Genomic DNA, 16,748 nt, shown 5'->3' with positions numbered 1-16,748 from the left:
CCTTGCCGGGTTGTGCACGGTCCAGGGCGATGCATCGTGGTGCCTCCCCCCGCATCCTCGTACTGGTGGTACGGGGGGCGGGGGAGGTGCCGCGAGGCGTCCACCCGGGCCGCGCAGAACCCGGTGAGGATTGTGGTCACCGCACCAGGGTGCGGTGTCGTGCGGCACACGCGGCTCGACCTCACCCGGATCCGGTCGGCCCGCGGGCTGATCGACCCGGTCTTCCTCGACACCCCGCTGTACCGGTGCGAGGCGCTCGACCCCGTCCTCGGGTGCGCGGTGAGCATCAAGCTCGAGACGGCGAACCCGGTGCGCAGCTTCAAGGGCCGGGGCGCCGAGCTGGTCGCGAGCGGCCTCGCCGCGGCGGGGGAGCGGGCGCTGGTGTGCGCGAGCGCCGGCAACCTCGGGCAGGCCGCCGCCTGGTCCGGGCGGCGCCGCGGGCTCGACGTCACCGTCGTCGCCTCCCGGCGGGCGACGCCCGCGAAGCTCGACCGCGTCCGCGCCCTGGGCGCCCGGCTGGAGCTGGTCGACGGCGACCACGAGCGGGCACGCGACCGCGCGGCCGCCATCGCGGCGCGGGACGGCATCCGGTTGCTGGAGGACAGCCTGGACATCGAGACCTGCGAGGGCGCGGCAACCATCGGCCTGGAACCGGCGGAGGCCGGGCCGTTCGACGCCGTCCTCGTCGCGCTCGGCGGCGGGGCGATGGCCACCGGTGTCGGGCACGTGCTGAAGGCCCTCGCCGCCGGCGTCGAGGTGATCTGCGTCCAGCCGTCGGGCGCCCCGGCGATGACGCTGTCCTGGCGCGCACGGCGGGTCGTCACCACCGGCACCGCCGTCACGATCGCCGACGGCGTCGCGGGGCGGCGGCCGATCCCGGAGGTGCTGGCCGACCTGCTGCTCGTCGCCGACGACGCCGTGCTCGTCGAGGAGGCGTCGATCGTCGCCGGGATGAGGGCGCTGCTCGACCACGCGGGTCTCGTCGCCGAACCGTCGGCGGCGCTCGGGATCGCCGCCGTGCTCGAGGATCCGGACCGGTTCGCCGGACGGCACGTCGTCACCGTCCTGTGCGGCAGCAACGTCGACGTGGACGCCTACCGCGGCTGGGCCGGGTCAGGCCGTTGAGGGCAGCCCGAACTTCTCGAACAGCGTGAGGTCGAAGAACGACGAGACGCGCGTGATCCGGTCCTTCCCGATCTCCAGCACCTGGAGGTTGAACGGCCGGAACACGCCGTCCTCCTCCCGCAGGTACAGGCCGTAGGCGGGCCGGCCACCGGCCTCGACGGCGATCATGCGGGCGCCGTGCGGCACCGCGGGGCACTGGTTCGCGAGGTGCCACGCGACCATGTCCGGGCCCCGGTACCACTGCGGGAACGGCGGCATCTCCCAGACGACGTCCTCGGCGAACATGCCGATGATCGCCGGGATGTCCTTGGCCTCGAACGCCTTCACCCACCGGTCGAGCAGCGGCTTGGCGTCCGCCGGTTCGACGACCTCGTCCTCGGACAGGTCCGCCAGCTGCGCGTGCGCCCGTTGCAGCGCGCTGTTGACGGCCGCGACCGTCATCTCCAGCTCGTCCGCGGTCTCGGCGGCGCTGAGCCGCAGCACGTCGCGCAGGAGCAGCACCGCGCGCTGCCGCGGCGGGAGGTGCTGCAGCGCCGCGACGAACGCGAGCCGGGTCGACTCGCGTTCGGTGACGATGGCCGCCGGGTCGGTCGGGAACGGCTCCAGCCACGGGATCTCGTGGTCCTGGGTGAGGACGTCGTGCTCCGTCGCGCCCGGCGAGAGGTCGAACGGCAGCGGCCGCCTGGCGCGGCTGTCGAGCGCGGTGAGGCAGGCGTTCGTCGCGATCCTGTAGAGCCAGGTGCGCACGGAAGAACGGCCCTCGAACGCGCCGTAGGACTTCCAGGCGCGCAGGTACGTCTCCTGCACCAGGTCCTCGGCGTCGTGCAGCGAGCCGAGCATCCGGTAGCAGTGCGCGAGCAGCTCCCGGCGGAACGGGTGCGCCGCGGTCTCGAAGTCCACCGTCACCCTTGCGCTCCAATCGAGTTCCGGAGCCGGTCCACGAGCGTCGCCACGCGCGTGCGGAGCTCCGGCGGTTCGTGCACCTCGAAGTCGAGGTCCAGGTACAGCAGGTAGAACACGATCCGGTCGAGCGCCTCGGCACCCGTGCGCACGAGGCACGAGTGGTCGTCGACCGGTTCCAGCGACACCGACATCGGCGACGTGCGCTCCGCGACGGTCCGCAGCGGCGCCCGGACCGTGAGCACGGCCTGGTAGGTGTAGACGCTCGACGCCACCTGCCGCGACACGAACTCGCCGAGGCTCTCCGCCGGCGGTTCGCGGGGCGGGAAGCGCGCGGCGGGCACCGGTTCGGTGGTGACGCGGTCGACGCGGAACGTGCGCCAGTCCTCTTTGGACACGTCCCAGGCGACGAGGTACCACCGCCTGCCGGTGTGCACGAGCCCCTGGGGTTCGACGAGGCGCTTCGCCGGCTCGCCGCGCGTCGAGGCGTAGGTGAACCGCAGCTGCTGGTGGTCGCGGCAGGCGGCGGCGATGACCGTGAGCGTCTCGGGGTCGACCGTCGGACCGGCCGCGGTCAGGGCGGTGGTGTGCGTCTGGAGCGCCTGCACCCGCCTGCGCAACCGGGCGGGCAGCACCTGTTCCAGCTTGGTGAGCGCGCGGACCGACGTCTCCTCGATGCCCGCGACCGTCCCGTTCGCCGCCGTCCTGAGCCCGACCGCGACGGCCACCGCCTCGTCGTCGTCGAGCAGCAGCGGCGGGAGCTCCGCGCCGGCGCCGAGCTGGTAGCCGCCGGTCGCACCGGGCAGCGACGTGACGGGGTAGCCGAGGCTGCGCAGCTTGTCGACGTCGCGGCGGATCGTGCGCACGTCGACGCTGAGCCGGCCCGCGAGCTCCGGGCCCGTCCAGTCGCGCCGCACCTGCAACAGGGACAGCAGCTTCAGCAGCCGTGCGGACGTCTCCAGCATGGGGGAAGTCTAGATTCCATTGCGGACGACGGCCGGTGGTGGCTAAGGTTCACGGCATGACTGCCGGGTCGGCCTCGTGCCGTGAGCGGAACGGTTGCCCGGCCCTGACTTGATCAGGGCCCCTCCAGCCCGCGCGCTGTGCCTCTCAGGGACAACGCGCACGGGAGAGGAGGTGATGCGCAATGCTTCCCAACGTTGGTGATGTCTTCTCGGGAAAGGTCGTCTCGACCGTTCCCTTCGGTTCCTTCGTCGAGCACCCCGCCGGTGCACACGGGCTCCTGCACGGCCGGCAGGCCGAGGTGGGTTCCTCGGTGCAGGTCAAGGTGCTCGCGGTGGACGCTGAGCAGCAGCGGTTCAGCCTCGAGCTGGCGTAGGTGAGTGCTCGGGCAGAGGCGCCCTGCCCGAGTTCGCTCACGCCCTGCGGTGCTCCGCGCACTCGGCCGCGAGACGGTCGTGCAGGGTCTTGCGGTGCCCCTCCTCGAGGGGTGCCGGGCCCAACGCGTCCGCGGGGCTGTTCACGTTGTGCAGCAAGCGGTACAGCACCACGTCCGTCGCCGTGTAGAGCCAGTCGTCCGCCCTGCCGGGCGGTGCGGCCGGCCCGAGCGCGTTCTCGAACCACGCCGGGAACAGGAGGTCCCGGGCGACCGCGTCCTCGATGCGGGTGCGGATGTGCTGCCGCACTTCGGCTATCGCCGTGTTGCCCGCCGACTTGGCAGCGGTGTCCCTGGCGTGCGTGTCGTCGTCCGGGAGCTCCGGTCTCGTCTGCGTGGTCAGGCGGTGCCACTGCTTGTAGTTCTTGCGCCACAACGCTTCCGCGTTCGCCGGCAGGTGCGTGAGCGCCTCGGCCGCGTCGATGGCCTCGCGTGCGTTCTCGTCGTACTCGGCGACGGCCTTGCGGGCCTGCTTGGCTTCCTGCGGCGTGAAGGTCTTGCGCGCGTAGGCTTCCTGGCCCGCGCTGATCCGGGACAGCTGCTGGTCGCCGATCTCCGGCCAGGTCTCGAAGTCGGCCCTCTCCGTGCTGCCGGCCCTGACCTTGCGGTTGACGGCCACCAGCAGCCGTTCGAGGCGGTGGACGCTCTCGGCCAGCTCGCTGACCCGGTCGTCGGTCCTGGACAGCTTCCTGGTGGTGTCCCTGATCTGGTTCGCCGCGCTCAGTTGTCGTTGCGCCGCTTCGGTTTGACTGTCGTCGACGCGCGCGGCGAGCGACTGCACGTCCTTCTTGAGACGGTCGAGCCGGTCTTCCAGCGCCTTGAGCGGGTCGATGTTCACGTGCGCGTCCTCCAAGCCCACCAGGCGATCCCGGCGGCGGTGACCACCGACGCCCAGCCGTGCGCGATCGGGGTGAGCAGGGTGGCCGCGAGTGCCGCCGTGATCGCCGCGGTCCGCGCTCGTGGCTCCCACGGTTTCGCGCCCACCGGGTCGACGAGGACCGCCGCGGCCGTGGCCACCGCCAGGAGCAGCGAGAGCAGGGACCAGCCGTCGAACCAGCCCACCGCGACGATCAGCGCCGCCGCGGTGGTCGCCGCCGCCGTCACGCGGTTCGGGGTGGCCAGCCTGGCCGCCTCGGCGTCCCTCCTGGCCTGGACGACGGCGTGGACCTCCTGGTCCGTCGCGGCCAGCAGGGAGGGGAAGTCCGGGCTGCCCGGGCCCGCGGCGTGGAGGGCTCGCAGGGCTGTTCGCAGAGACTGCTGGCGGTCGGCCAGGCGGGCGAACGGATCGGCTGCCATGCCCAGAAATCGTGATCAACGGGGGTGGAGCGAGCTAGACCGGTGGGCGGAGTTGGTCCGGTTGCCGACGAACTTCGCTCGCTCGGCCTAGTTGCCCGGGTTCCTGCCGCGTGCTCCACGGGTGGTGCGGTTCGGGTGGGGTCCTCGTGACGGGGACCCCACCCGAACCTTCGTTTCACGCTCGGGGCTCGCCGGTGCTCGCCCTCGTCACGACTTCCGCTTCGCCTCCGGGGGCCAGACGACCTCGATCGGCACGCCGCTCGCCCTCGCCTGCTCCACCACGTCCGCCGTGCCGCCCTTGCCCTGTGCCGGTACGCCGTCCCACACCGCCACCAGCAGCTCCACCGAGGCGAGCATGCGTTCGTTCGCCGCCACGTACGCCAGGCGCCCGCTCGACATGTGCGGGAGGACGCTGACCACCGTGGCGGCGGCGCGGAGTTCGTCGTAGTCCGCCAGCTGGTGCGGCTTCAGGCGTTCCCGGTAGTCCAGGGCCGGGAGGACCACCTCCACCTCGCCGCCCAGGGACAGGACCGCCCGTGCGAAGACCTGGTCGGCGCCCGGTGCCAGGCACGTCACGCCCACCAGGGGGCGGTCCAGGTGGTCCAGGAGCTCCGTGAGGGCTGCCTGGACCGCCGGGACGCATTCGGGGACCAGGTTGCTGTGCCCGGTGATGCCCACTCGCATCAGGCCGTCCTGATTGCTCTGATCGCGTCGCGGGTGTCCTGCACGGCGGGGATGTGGCGGTGTCGCGCCGCCTCCTTCGCGAAGTCCTCCAGCTTGCGCAGGACCCGGCCCGAGGAGAGCTTCGCCGCCGTCGGCAGGACCTCGTTGATCAAGCCGCACGCCGCCTCCGGGTCTCCCGCGACCATCTTGGTGCGCGCCAGTCCGATCACGTCGAAGGCGCGGTTGCGCAGCTTCGACGGGTCTCGCAGTTGCAGTGCCCGCCGGATGTGTTGTTCGGCGTGCACGGCCTGGGTGGGGTCGTGCATGGCGAGGTCGCGGCAGCGGGCGCCGATCACGCCCTCCAGCTCGGCCTCGTCGAAGCTGTGCAGGTAGCGGGGCTCGTTGCCGGCCTCGCGCTGGGCGAAGCTGTCCTGGGCCATGCCCACCGCCTGGTGGAACTCGCGGGTCTTGCCCATCTGGGCGTAGGCCCAGGCCTCGCGGGTCAGCAGGAGCGCCTTCAGCGTCGGCGTGCCCGTGCGGCGGGTGCCGTACTGGCCCAGCTGGACCAGTTCCAGGCCGTCCTCCGGGCGGCCCAGGTCGAACATCTGCCTCGCCATGGCCGCGAGGCACAGGGCCGCGAAGCCGTCGTTGTGGCCGGCCTTGGCCATGCGGATGGCCAGCACGTAGTAGCGCTGGGCCGCGTTGTGCAGGCCCGCGTCGAACGACATGCTCGCCGCGACCTTCGACAGTTCGGCGCCGATGAAGAACGCCTTCTCCGTCGTGGGGCCCGCGGGCGCGCGCTGGAGCCGCTCGGCCAGCTCGTCCAGCTGGCCCAGCACCGCCTTGCGCGCGAGTCCGTACCCTCCCCGGCCGCCCCAGCCCCGCAGGCCGTCGGCCACGTGTTGCAGCGCCTCGAGCTCCTCCGCGCTGATCGCCGAGTGCGACGACCACCTGGACAGGTTCTGCAGGGGGTGCAACCACCGCTGCAAGGGCTCGACCAGTGCGGATCCCACCGTCACCGCGGCGGCTCCTGTGAGCGCCGCTCGTCTGCTGATCGCCAAGTCGCTCCTCGCCGTCTCCTCGACCGAACGGGCAATGCTCGTCGCCTCCCAGGGGGCGGCGAGCACGTCTGGCGGGCCCGTGTCGGGGGAGCCCACCTGAGCTGGGATGACGACCCGGTCGAACCACAGTCGCTCGCCCGGCACGCCCAGCACTTGCGCGAAGTGGCGCAGCCGGTCGAGGCGGTCGATCTGGTTCTCGCCCGACTCGTAACGCGAGAGCTGCGCCTGGCTGATGCCGAGCCACGCCGCCATGCGGTCCTGGGTGACGCGGCTCAGGTGCTGGGGGTGGTGCCGGTACGCGGAGATCAGGGCGCCCATGTCGCGGTCGGTGCACGCGGCCGCGATCGCGGGGTGGTCCCAGAAGTCGTTCGGGACCTCGGGAGGGCCGTGCACGCCGGAGCGGGCGTTGCGGCGGCAGCGGTGGCACAGCCGATCGGTGTTGTCGGCGGCGATGAACGCTCCACACGGGCAAGCGCGTCTGGATCTGGGTCTCGCGGTATCCATCGGCCTCGCCCCCGTCACTGAGCGTCTTCCAAGTGTACGGAGCCGTGATCGACAGTCCATCCATCTCATGCATAAGACGTAATGGATTCGCGTGTCGCAGTGCCTGGTGCACCGTGCGGCGGATGGGCTTCATACGCCGGTTGCATGACGCTCATGCAGCACCCGAGTGGTGTTGGCGTGATCTGCGACGCACCCTGCACATCGTCAGGGGCGGGACGACCCCCGTGGCCTGACCAGTGCCTGACCCACCAACGGGGAGGACCACCGCCGATGAGCCTCACGACCGCGGAAACCGGCACGGGGAGTGCCGGGATCCCACAGAACAGGGGACACGGACGGGCGATCGGGGAGGCCGTCGCCGGCTACCGGTTGCTCGGCTGGCAGGTGTCGGTGACCGAGCAGGGGGTGTTCCTGCCGCTCGGGCCCGCGACCACGGCGCTGGCCATGCCGGCGCGCATCGGGTCGCGCGTCCTGGCCGACCTCAAGTCGCGCATGCTCGCCGGACCCGTCACCGTGATCCCCGGACCCCGCGAACACTGGATCTTCCTGGCGGAGCTGGTGGCGTTGCTGCCGACGCACCTGAAGGCGCCACCGGAGGTCCAGTTCGTGCGCTCACCCCACCGGATCGCCCTTCCGCCCACGATGACCAGGTACGGATCGCTGCGGTGGGCGAACCCGCCGTCGCACTCGCGGCACTGGTTCCCGCCGTTCACGGCGGTGCTCGCGCTGGCCCGGACGGCCGCCGCGGAGGACCAGCGCCGATAATCGGTGCTCGTGAACCGACGTTCGGTGTTGATGTGCGGACTCGTCGCTGCTGCCTTGAGCGCCTGCGGCGAGCCCGCGCCCCGCAAGACGGGCGGTGCCGGCACCGCCCGCGCCGGGGACCGCGTGACCTCCGCCGCCTCCGTGCCGGTGGGCAGCGGCGTGCTGGTGGACATGCCCGGCAACGCCCAGCTGCTCGTCGTGCAGCCCCGGTCGGGTGAATTCCGGGCGTTCAACCCCGCGTGTCCGCACGTTGGCTCGTTCGTGAACCCGCCAGCCGGTGGGGTGATCACCTGCCCGCTGCACGGCAGCACGTTCGACCCCGCCTCGGGAGCCGTCCGCAAAGGACCTGCGACTTCCGGACTGACCGAGGTCGCGATCTCACTTTCGGGTGAGGATCTGGTCCTCTCCTGAGACCTGTGCGTTTGCTGTGCATCCTGTTCCGCGCTGAACTTTCGCCGTTCTCGTCGCGTAATGCTGTGGTGTGACCCCGAACACCCACCACCACGGAGGAACGGTCGTGAACACCGAAAGCCCGGTCGGCAGGCGGACGGCGCTGTGCGGAATCGTGGTCGCCCTCGCGGTGCCCAGCGGCCTCGTGACGGCGTGCAGCTCCGGTTCGTCGACGGGCACCAGCCCCACCACGCCGGCCCAGGGCGGCTCCACGCCCACGTCGGGATCCTCCGGCTCCGCCGGCGGCGCGCTCGTCGCGCTGGCCGACGTCCCCGAGGGCGGCGGTGCCGTGGTCGACGGCCCCGGTGGCAAGAAGATCGTCGTGGCCCGCGTGTCCGCCACCGAGGTCAAGGCCTACGACGCGACGTGCCCGCACCAGGGCTCGATCGTCGCGGAACCGACCGGCGGCACCATCACCTGCCCCTCGCACGGCAGCCAGTTCTCCCCGGCCGACGGCTCGGTCAAGAAGGGCCCCGCGACGACCGGCCTGAAGTCGGTCGCGGTGAAGGTCGACGGCGACCAGGTGGTCCTGACCTGACCCTTTCCGGTTTTGTCAGACCCCGTCGATAGTCTTGACGGCGTGGCTGATCCCTCGACGTACCGCCCCGCGGTGGGCACGATCCCCGAGGCCCCCGGCGTCTACAAGTTCCGCGACGCCGGCGGCCGGGTCGTCTACGTCGGCAAGGCGAAGAGCCTGCGCAGCAGGCTGAACTCCTACTTCGCCGACATCTCCGGGTTGCACCCGCGCACGCGCCAGATGGTGACGACGGCGGCCTCCGTCGAGTGGACCGTCGTGACCACCGAGGTCGAGGCGCTGCAGCTCGAGTACAACTGGATCAAGGAGTTCGACCCGCGCTTCAACGTCCGGTACCGCGACGACAAGTCGTACCCGGTGCTGGCGGTGACGCTGCACGAGGAGTACCCGCGGCTGCACGTGTACCGCGGCCCGCGCAAGAAGGGCGTGCGGTACTTCGGCCCGTTCGCGCACGCGTGGGCGATCCGCGAGACGCTCGACCTGCTGCTGCGGGTGTTCCCGTCGCGCACGTGCACGGCGGGGGTCTTCAAGCGCCACAACCAGATCGGGCGCCCGTGCCTGCTCGGCTACATCGACAAGTGCTCGGCGCCGTGCGTCGGCAAGGTCTCCGCCGACGAGCACCGCGACATCGTGCTCGACTTCTGCGACTTCCTGGCCGGCAAGACCGACCACATGGTCCGCCGGCTGGAACGCGAGATGTCCGCCGCCTCGGAGGCCCTCGAGTTCGAACGGGCCGCCCGGCTGCGCGACGACCTGGGCGCGCTGCGCCGCGCGATGGAGAAGCAGGCCGTCGTGCTCGGCGACGGCACGGACGCGGACGTGATGGCGTTCGCGCAGGACGAGCTGGAGGTCTCGGTCCAGGTCTTCCACGTGCGCGGCGGCCGGGTGCGCGGCCAGCGCGGCTGGGTGCTCGACAAGGTGGAGGCCGTCGACGACGCGGCGATCGTCGACCAGTTCATCATGCAGTTCTACGGCGACGAGACCGAGAGCACCCCGCGCGAGGTGCTGGTGCCCGTCCTGCCCGACGACGCGCCGGCGTTGGAGGACCTGCTCTCCGAGCAACGCGGCTCCCGCGTCGTCCTGCGCGTCCCCCAGCGCGGCGACAAGCGCGCGCTGATGGACACGGTGGCGCGCAACGCCTCCGAGGCCTTCGCCCAGCACAAGATGCGCCGCGCGGGCGACCTGACGGCCCGCTCCGCCGCCCTGCAGGAGCTGCAGGACGCGCTGGCGCTGGACACGGCCCCGCTGCGCATCGAGTGCATCGACATCAGCCACGTCCAGGGCACGGACGTGGTGGCCTCGCTGGTCGTCTTCGAGGACGGTCTGGCCCGCAAGTCGGAGTACCGCCGCTTCGCCCTGCGCGAGGCGGCGACCGAGGGCGACGTCGCCTCGATCGCCGAGGTGGTCCGGCGCCGCTTCCAGGCGATGCTCCGCGAGACGGCCTCCGGCGGCCCCAACCCGGGCATCGACCCGGACACCGGCAAGCCCCGCAAGTTCGCCTACCCGCCCAACCTGCTGGTGGTCGACGGCGCGGGCCCCCAAGCGGCGGCGGCGGCCGACGTCCTCGCCGAACTGGGCGTCACCGACGTGGCGGTGGTGGGCCTGGCCAAGCGGCTGGAGGAGGTCTGGGTCCCCGGTGAACCGGACCCGGTGATCCTGCCCCGCAGCAGCGACGGCCTGTACCTGCTGCAACGGGTCCGCGACGAGGCCCACCGCTTCGCCATCGCCTACCACCGCCAGAAGCGGTCGAAGCGCATGATCGCCTCGGAGCTGGACGACGTGCCGGGCCTCGGCGAGACCCGCAAGGCCGCGCTGCTCAAGCACTTCGGCTCGGTCCGCAAGCTGAAGCAGGCCACCGTGGACGAGATCAGCGGCGTGCCCGGCGTGGGCCGGCGCACGGCCGAGGCCGTGGTGGCGAGCCTGGCGTCGGCGGAGGGCAAGGCCTGACGGCCGCGCGGGTGCCGGGGTTGGTGCGGGCGCGGGCGCAGGTGTTGTTGGCGCGGGTGCTGGTGCGGGTGCGGGTGCTGGTTCGGGCGCAGGTGCGGGTGCAGGTGCAGGTGCGGGGGTGTTGAGTGCTGGCGCGGGGGAGGACCGGGGTGCCGGAGCCGTGGGAGCGGCTCGGTGGTCACACCTCCCTCGGCAGTCCCGCCGGGCGCGGTCGGGCCGCCAGTTGCGGTCGGCCCGCCAGTTGCGGTCGGCCCGCCAGTTGCGGTCGGCCCGCCAGTTGCGGGCGGCCCGCCAGTTGCGGGCGGACAGCCAGTTGCGGCCGGGCCACCAGTTGCGGTTGGCCCGCTGGTCTCGCCGGCGGCAGCCGGCCCGCCGGTTGCGGTCGGCTCGTCGGGGCGCCGGTGGCAGCCGGTCCGCCGGCCTCATCGGTCGCGACCGATCGCTCGGCCCCATCGTTCTCGGCCGGTTCGCCGGCCCCACCGGCCACGGCCGACCCTCCACCCCCACTCACCCCGGCCGGCCCGCCGCCCCCACCACCCCCGGTCGCAACGCCAACCCCACCCGGCCCACCGCCCCGGCCCACCGCCTTGCCCACCCGCCTCGGCCCACCCGCCCCGGCCCACTCGCCCCAGCCAACTCGCCGCCCCCACCACTCCCACCCCCCGGCCGCAACGCCAACCCCACCGCCCCCACCTGCCCCGCACGCCACCCCCGAAGGTCCCCGGAGCGTGATCGCGGCCACGGCACGCCTGCCCCGAATGCCGAACCTGCCGCGCGGGAGGGCGGTCGCAGTGGAGACTCACACCGGGCGCGCCCCGTCGCGTCCCCACGCCGAAGCTGACCCACACGAGAGCGTCCACGCGCTCATGAACAGGTAACGGAGTCGTAGTTGTGAACGCGGAGAAGTCCGGCATCGAAGTCGCCGTGGTGACCGGGCTGTCCGGTGCGGGCCGCAGCACCGCGGCCAAGTGCCTGGAGGACCTCGGCTGGTTCGTCGTCGACAACCTGCCCCCGGAACTCATCGCCACCATGGTCGAGCTCGGCGCCCAGGCGCGCGGGGCCATCACCAGGGTCGCCGTCGTCATGGACGTGCGCAGCCGCGCGTTCACGGAGGACCTGTCCGCCATCATCAAGGACCTCGACGCCCGCGGGTACAAGCCGCGCGTGCTGTTCCTCGAGGCCACCGACGCCGTGCTGATCCGGCGGTTCGAGGCCGTGCGCCGCGGTCACCCGATGCAGGGGGACGGGCGGCTGCAGGACGGCATCGAGGCCGAGCGGATCCTGCTCACGCCGCTCAAGCAGGAAGCCGACCTGGTGCTCGACACGAGCGCCCTCAGCGTGCACCAGCTGCGGGCCAAGATCGAGGACACCTTCGGCACCGAGGCCGCGTCGCGGACCAGGGTCACCGTGCTGAGCTTCGGGTACAAGTACGGGCTGCCGATGGACGCCGACCTCGTCATGGACGTGCGGTTCCTGCCCAACCCGTTCTGGATCCCGGAACTGCGCGAGCAGACCGGTCTCGACGGTGAGGTGCGCAACTACGTGCTGTCCCAGGAAGGCGCCGACGAGTTCCTTGACCGGTACCACGAGCTGCTCAGGCTGATCGGCGCCGGGTACCGGCGTGAGGGCAAGCGCTACCTCACGCTCGCGATCGGCTGCACGGGTGGCAAGCACCGCAGTGTGGCCCTGAGCGAGGAGCTGGCCGCGAGGCTCGCCAGCGAGGACGGCATGGCCGTGAAGGTCGTGCACAGGGATCTGGGACGTGAGTGACGAAGTTGAAAGCTGTTGCTTTGGGTGGCGGGCACGGGCTGCACGCGACGCTGACCGCGCTGCGGAAGGTCACCGGCGACGTGACGGCCGTGGTGACCGTCGCGGACGACGGGGGGTCCTCCGGGCGGCTCCGGCGTGAGCTCGCCGACCTGCTGCCGCCGGGCGACCTGCGCAAGGCCATGGCGGCGCTGGCGGGGGAGGACGAGTCGAGCAGGCTCTGGACGTCGCTGTTCAAGCACCGCTTCGGCGGCACGGGTGCCCTCGCCGGTCACGCGGTCGGCAACCTGGTGATCGCCGGGCTGCTCGAGCAGCTCGGCGACCCGGTCGCGGTGCTCGACCTCACGAGCAGGCTCCTCGGCGTCACGGGCAGGGTGCTGCCCATGTCGAACGACCCGCTCGACATCGAGGCTGACGTGACCGGCCTCGACGAGGACGAGACCGACGTCCGGCGCATCCGCGGGCAGGTCGCCATCGCGACCACGCCTGGGCTCGTGCAGCGCATTCGCCTCACCGCCCCGAACGGGCGACCTGTGGGCTGTCCGGAAGCGGTACAGGCTGTACTTGACGCCGATCTCGTGCTACTCGGCCCCGGATCGTGGTTCACCAGCGTGTTGCCGCATCTGCTGGTGCCCGAACTGCACGACGCGCTGGTGCGCACGGAGGCCACGAAGGTCCTCGTGCTCAATCTCGTCCCCCAACCGGGGGAAACCGCCGGTTTCTCTCCGGAGCGCCATTTGGACGTAGTCTGCGAACACGCACCCGAGCTGAAGGTGGACGCGGTGATCGCGGACGTCGACTCGGTCCCCACCCCGGACCGGTTGACGCGAGCCGCCTCGGCACTGGGTGCGCGCACACATCTGGCGAAGATCGCCGCACCGGACGCCGCGGAACGGCATGATCCGGAGGCGCTTGCCGGTTGCCTGAGGCAGGTGGTCGAGGAGACCGGAGCAGGAGGGACAGGCCCGTGGCGATGACGTCGGCGGTCAAGGACGAGCTGAGCAGGCTCGCGGTATCCAAGACCTGTTGCCGCCGCGCGGAGGTGTCCTCGCTGCTCAGGTTCGCCGGTGGCCTGCACATCGTGTCCGGCCGGGTCGTCGTCGAGGCCGAGCTCGACCTCGGGTCGGCGGCCCGCAGGCTGCTCAAGGAGATCCAGGCGCTCTACGGCCACCACGCCGAGGTGTTCACGATCCAGTCGAACGGCCTGCGCAAGGGCACCCGCTACGTCGTCCGCGTGGTGAAGGACGGCGAGGGGCTCGCCCGCCAGACGGGTCTGCTCGACCCGCGCGGGCGCCCGGTGCGCGGGCTGCCCGCCCCGGTCGTGTCCGGTGGCGTGTGCGACGCCGAGGCGGCGTGGCGCGGGGCGTTCCTCGCGCACGGCTCGCTCACCGAACCGGGGCGCAGCTCGTCGCTCGAGATCACCTGCCCCGGTCCCGAGGCCGCGCTGGCCCTGGTCGGCGCCGCCCGCCGGATGGGCATCGCCTCCAAGTCGCGCGAGGTCCGCGGGGCCGAGCGCGTGGTGATACGGGACGGCGACGCGATCGGCGCCATGCTCACCCGGCTCGGCGCGCACGACAGCGTGCTGGCCTGGGAGGAGCGGCGGATGCGGCGCGAGGTCCGCGCCACCGCGAACCGGCTCGCGAACTTCGACGACGCCAACCTGCGCCGGTCCGCGCGGGCCGCGGTCGCCGCGGCGGCCAGGGTCGCGCGGGCGCTCGAGATCCTCGGCCCGGAGGCGCCGGACCACCTCGCCGCGGCGGGGCAGCTCCGGCTCGCGCACCGGCAGGCCTCGCTCGAGGAGCTCGGCCAGCTGTCCGACCCGCAGATGACCAAGGACGCGGTGGCCGGCCGGATAAGGCGTCTGCTGGCCATGGCGGACAAGCGGGCCAAGGACCTGGGACTGCCGGACACCGAGTCCGCGGTCACGGCGGAGATGCTCGAAGCCGAGGTGTAGCCGCGGGCCGCGGCGCGTGGCGGCCCGCCCAGACGGCGAGCTGGGCCCGCGACCGCAGTCCCAGCTTCGAGCGGGCGTGCGTCACGTGACGGGCGACGGTGTGGGGCGAGATCCCCAGCCGTTGCCCGATCTGGCGGTTCGTGAGGCCCTCGGCCACCAGCGTCGCGACGTGCAGCTCGCGCGCCGAGATCACGCCGTCCTCGTCGCCCGCGTCCAGCTGGGCGGTCAGCGCGTAGGACACGGCCTGCGCGAGCGACATCCGCTCACCGGTCGACTCGGCGGCGCGCAGCCGGCCCGCCGCGATGCGGTCGCGGCACACGGCACGGGCCTCGTCGAGCAGCGCCTGCCAGTAGGGCTCCGGGCGGAAGTCGAACCGGGCCCGCACCACGGAGGCGGCGGTCAGCAGCGACACCGCGCGTTCGTCGTCGGCGCCCACCCCGACCAGGCCCAGCGCGAGGCCCTCCAGGTCGTAGAACTGGTCCATGGGGTGCTCCGAGCCCACCTCCAGGCTCTCCCGGAACAACGCCACCGCCTCGGCGTGGTCCTTGCGCGCCAACGCGATCGCGCCGGACGTGTGCAGCGTCGAGTTGAGCATGTGCGGCAGCCCGGCCAGGCGCATCAGCGTCAGCGACTCGCGGACGAGCGGCGCGGCCAGCTCCGGTTCGCCGTTCTGCAGCAGCGTCCAGCCGTAGGAGTTGAGCAGCACCCCGCGCGCGAGCTTGTCGCCGGCGCCGCGCATGAGCTCCACGGCCTCGTCGAAGAGCCGCCACGCCACCTCCGGGTTGCCGGTGTGCGCCTCGGCCGAGGCGAGGACCTCCAGCGCGCGGGCCAGCGTGCCGGGACGGCCGGCGTCGGCCCGTTCGATCGCGAGCGACTCCCGCGCGAACCGCCGGGTCACCTCCCAGCCGCCGCGGATGCGGTGGTGCATGGCCGCGAGCGCGGTCAGGACGCTGCGGTAGGCCGGGGGCACCGGCCGGGTCAACGCGCTGTGGAGCAGCTCGGTGGGAGCACCGCGCGGGCCGCGCGGCGTCGACGTGTACGCCGTGGCGACGATGGCCAGCGCGTGCCGGGGCCAGTCGCTCACCTCGGCGGTCCGCGCCACGGCCAGCTCGATCAGGCCGACGTTGCGCTCCAGGCGCAGCACCACCGGCGGCGAGGGGAAGAAGCGGGAGATCTCGGGCTCCACGACCGAACACACCCACTCGACCACGCGGTCGGCCACGAGAGAGACGTCGCCCGACTCCACGGCTCGTTCGTGGCAGTAGAGACGCACGGACTCGAGCTGGCGGAACGAGACGTGCCCGCCGACGCGGTCGGCCACCAGCAGCGACTTCTGCTCCAGGCTCGTCAGCAGGTCCAGGGCGTCGTCCACGGCGCAGACCGTGCTCGCCACCCCCAGGTCGAACGGCACCCCCAGCACGGCGAGCCGGCGGCACGCGGCCTGCTCGGCGGGCGTGAGCAGGTCGTAGCTCCAGCCGATCGCGGCGCGCAGCGTGCGGTGGCGGTCGTCGGCCGCGCGCGGGCCGCCGGTCAGCAGCGCGAGCCGGTCGCCCAGCCGGGCGAGGACGTCGGCGGGGGACAGGACGGTGATGCGCCGCGCGGCCAGCTCGATCGCGAGCGGCATGCCGTCGAGCGACCGGCAGACCGCGACGACGTCCGCGACGGTGGCCTGATCGACCTCGAACGAGCGGTCCACGGCCACCGCGCGGTCGCGGAACAGCACCACCGCGTCGTGCCGCAGCGCCTCGGCCACGTCGGCGTCCGCGGGCGGCAGGGCCAGCTCGCCGACCGCGAACACCTGCTCGCCCGCCAGCCGCAACGGCTCGCGGGACGTCACCAGCACGCGCAGCTGCGGGCAGCGGTCGAGCAGCTCGGACACCACGCCGGCGACGTCGGCCAGCACGTGCTCGCAGTTGTCGAGCACCAGCAACGGCCGCCGGTGCCGCTCGACCTCCGCGACCACCGCGTCGCGCACCGAGCGGCTGGGCAGCGGCCGCGCGCCCACGGCCTGGTGGACCGCCTGCGCCACGTCGGACACCGGCGCCAGCGCGACCCACCACACCTGGTCGGCACGTCGGGCCACGTGCTGCCCGGCCAGCCGGGTCTTGCCCGCTCCCGCGGGACCCACCAGCGAGACGAGGCGGTCCGCGCCCAGCCGCGCCAGTGCCGCGAGCTCCTCGCGGCGCCCGACGAACGTGTCGAGCGGCCGCGGCACGGACGAGTCGTGCGGCGTCTCGTCGCGCGTCGAGGTGCGTTCGCGGTAGGCGCGCTGGCGGCACGCGTTGGAGCAGTAACGCCGGCCCGCGGCGGCTTCGGTGAGGGGGTTCCCACATGTCACGCAGGCGGCAATGGCCGTCATGGGGTGTGACCGTACCGCTGTGTAAC

General features: G+C 72.7%; 16 protein-coding genes. 9 read left to right on the top strand and 7 right to left on the bottom strand.

All coding sequences use genetic code 11. The features are described 5' to 3' along the window. The first annotated feature begins 159 nt into the window (after positions 1–159). Positions 160–1,125, top strand: coding sequence for a threonine/serine dehydratase (locus ACFWGZ_RS09750; protein WP_382451072.1), 966 nt, complete (start codon positions 160–162; stop codon positions 1,123–1,125). Here the strand turns inward: ACFWGZ_RS09750 and ACFWGZ_RS09745 are convergent. Together ACFWGZ_RS09745 and ACFWGZ_RS09740 are read right to left on the bottom strand one after the other, a co-directional pair. Beyond that, positions 1,114–2,031 (bottom strand): sigma-70 family RNA polymerase sigma factor, encoded by a 918-nt coding sequence (locus ACFWGZ_RS09745; protein WP_382451071.1) that lies wholly within the window; start codon positions 2,029–2,031, stop codon positions 1,114–1,116. The two genes, ACFWGZ_RS09750 and ACFWGZ_RS09745, sit on opposite strands and share 12 nt — an antisense overlap. Then, positions 2,028–2,990 carry a helix-turn-helix transcriptional regulator gene (locus ACFWGZ_RS09740; protein WP_382451070.1) on the bottom strand — a complete coding sequence of 321 codons (963 nt, stop codon included), beginning with the start codon at positions 2,988–2,990 and terminating at the stop codon, positions 2,028–2,030. The genes ACFWGZ_RS09745 and ACFWGZ_RS09740 overlap by 4 nt, the downstream gene beginning before the upstream one ends. Positions 2,991–3,172: 182 nt before the next feature. Here ACFWGZ_RS09740 and ACFWGZ_RS09735 point away from each other — a divergent pair, with 182 nt between their 5' ends. Beyond that, positions 3,173–3,364, top strand: a complete 192-nt coding sequence (locus ACFWGZ_RS09735; protein WP_330853076.1) for a S1 RNA-binding domain-containing protein — start codon at positions 3,173–3,175, stop codon at positions 3,362–3,364. A 37-nt stretch (positions 3,365–3,401) separates the two neighbouring features. Here ACFWGZ_RS09735 and ACFWGZ_RS09730 read toward each other — a convergent pair whose 3' ends face one another. The 4 genes from ACFWGZ_RS09730 to ACFWGZ_RS09715 all read right to left on the bottom strand — a co-directional run bounded on the left by ACFWGZ_RS09730 (position 3,402) and on the right by ACFWGZ_RS09715 (position 6,834). Continuing rightward, positions 3,402–4,259: a hypothetical protein gene (locus ACFWGZ_RS09730; RefSeq protein WP_382451069.1), complete on the bottom strand. Its 858-nt coding sequence runs from the start codon at positions 4,257–4,259 to the stop codon at positions 3,402–3,404. Then, the gene (locus tag ACFWGZ_RS09725; protein WP_382451068.1) at positions 4,256–4,717 is read right to left on the bottom strand and encodes a hypothetical protein; all 462 of its coding nucleotides are present in this window, start codon (positions 4,715–4,717) and stop codon (positions 4,256–4,258) included. Before ACFWGZ_RS09725 ends, ACFWGZ_RS09730 begins: the two co-directional genes overlap by 4 nt. Positions 4,718–4,924: 207 nt before the next feature. Then, the gene (locus ACFWGZ_RS09720; RefSeq protein ID WP_382451067.1) at positions 4,925–5,401 is read right to left on the bottom strand and encodes a hypothetical protein; all 477 of its coding nucleotides are present in this window, start codon (positions 5,399–5,401) and stop codon (positions 4,925–4,927) included. Then, positions 5,401–6,834 (bottom strand): helix-turn-helix domain-containing protein, encoded by a 1,434-nt coding sequence (locus tag ACFWGZ_RS09715; protein WP_382451066.1) that lies wholly within the window; start codon positions 6,832–6,834, stop codon positions 5,401–5,403. The genes ACFWGZ_RS09720 and ACFWGZ_RS09715 overlap by 1 nt, the downstream gene beginning before the upstream one ends. Before the next feature lie 381 nt (positions 6,835–7,215). Between ACFWGZ_RS09715 and ACFWGZ_RS09710 the strand changes: the two genes are divergently transcribed. The 7 genes from ACFWGZ_RS09710 (at position 7,216) to whiA (ending at position 14,363) form a co-directional block, all read left to right on the top strand. Then, positions 7,216–7,710 carry a hypothetical protein gene (locus tag ACFWGZ_RS09710; protein WP_382451065.1) on the top strand — a complete coding sequence of 165 codons (495 nt, stop codon included), beginning with the start codon at positions 7,216–7,218 and terminating at the stop codon, positions 7,708–7,710. 9 nt (positions 7,711–7,719) lie between these two features. Continuing rightward, a complete protein-coding gene (locus ACFWGZ_RS09705; RefSeq protein ID WP_382451064.1) occupies positions 7,720–8,121 on the top strand; it encodes a Rieske (2Fe-2S) protein in 402 nt (133 codons plus the stop codon). 106 nt (positions 8,122–8,227) lie between these two features. Next, the gene (locus tag ACFWGZ_RS09700; RefSeq protein WP_382451063.1) at positions 8,228–8,698 is read left to right on the top strand and encodes a Rieske (2Fe-2S) protein; all 471 of its coding nucleotides are present in this window, start codon (positions 8,228–8,230) and stop codon (positions 8,696–8,698) included. A 42-nt stretch (positions 8,699–8,740) separates the two neighbouring features. Beyond that, complete coding sequence (uvrC, locus tag ACFWGZ_RS09695; RefSeq protein WP_382451062.1) at positions 8,741–10,642, top strand: excinuclease ABC subunit UvrC; 1,902 nt, start codon at positions 8,741–8,743, stop codon at positions 10,640–10,642. A 912-nt stretch (positions 10,643–11,554) separates the two neighbouring features. After that, positions 11,555–12,412 (top strand): RNase adapter RapZ, encoded by an 858-nt coding sequence (gene rapZ / locus ACFWGZ_RS09690; RefSeq protein WP_382451092.1) that lies wholly within the window; start codon positions 11,555–11,557, stop codon positions 12,410–12,412. A gap of 5 nt (positions 12,413–12,417) precedes the next feature. Next, a complete protein-coding gene (gene yvcK / locus ACFWGZ_RS09685) occupies positions 12,418–13,386 on the top strand; it encodes a uridine diphosphate-N-acetylglucosamine-binding protein YvcK (protein WP_382451091.1) in 969 nt (322 codons plus the stop codon). Continuing rightward, complete coding sequence (gene whiA / locus ACFWGZ_RS09680; RefSeq protein WP_330853086.1) at positions 13,377–14,363, top strand: DNA-binding protein WhiA; 987 nt, start codon at positions 13,377–13,379, stop codon at positions 14,361–14,363. Before yvcK ends, whiA begins: the two co-directional genes overlap by 10 nt. Here whiA and ACFWGZ_RS09675 read toward each other — a convergent pair. Continuing rightward, complete coding sequence (locus tag ACFWGZ_RS09675; RefSeq protein ID WP_382451061.1) at positions 14,332–16,722, bottom strand: ATP-binding protein; 2,391 nt, start codon at positions 16,720–16,722, stop codon at positions 14,332–14,334. The two genes, whiA and ACFWGZ_RS09675, sit on opposite strands and share 32 nt — an antisense overlap. Positions 16,723–16,748 lie beyond the last annotated feature (26 nt).

The organism is Lentzea sp. NPDC060358 (assembly GCF_042725365.1).
Taxonomy (GTDB): domain Bacteria; phylum Actinomycetota; class Actinomycetes; order Mycobacteriales; family Pseudonocardiaceae; genus Lentzea.
The sequence above is the reverse complement of the archived record's forward strand: the minus strand, read 5'-3'. Positions and strand labels throughout refer to the sequence as shown.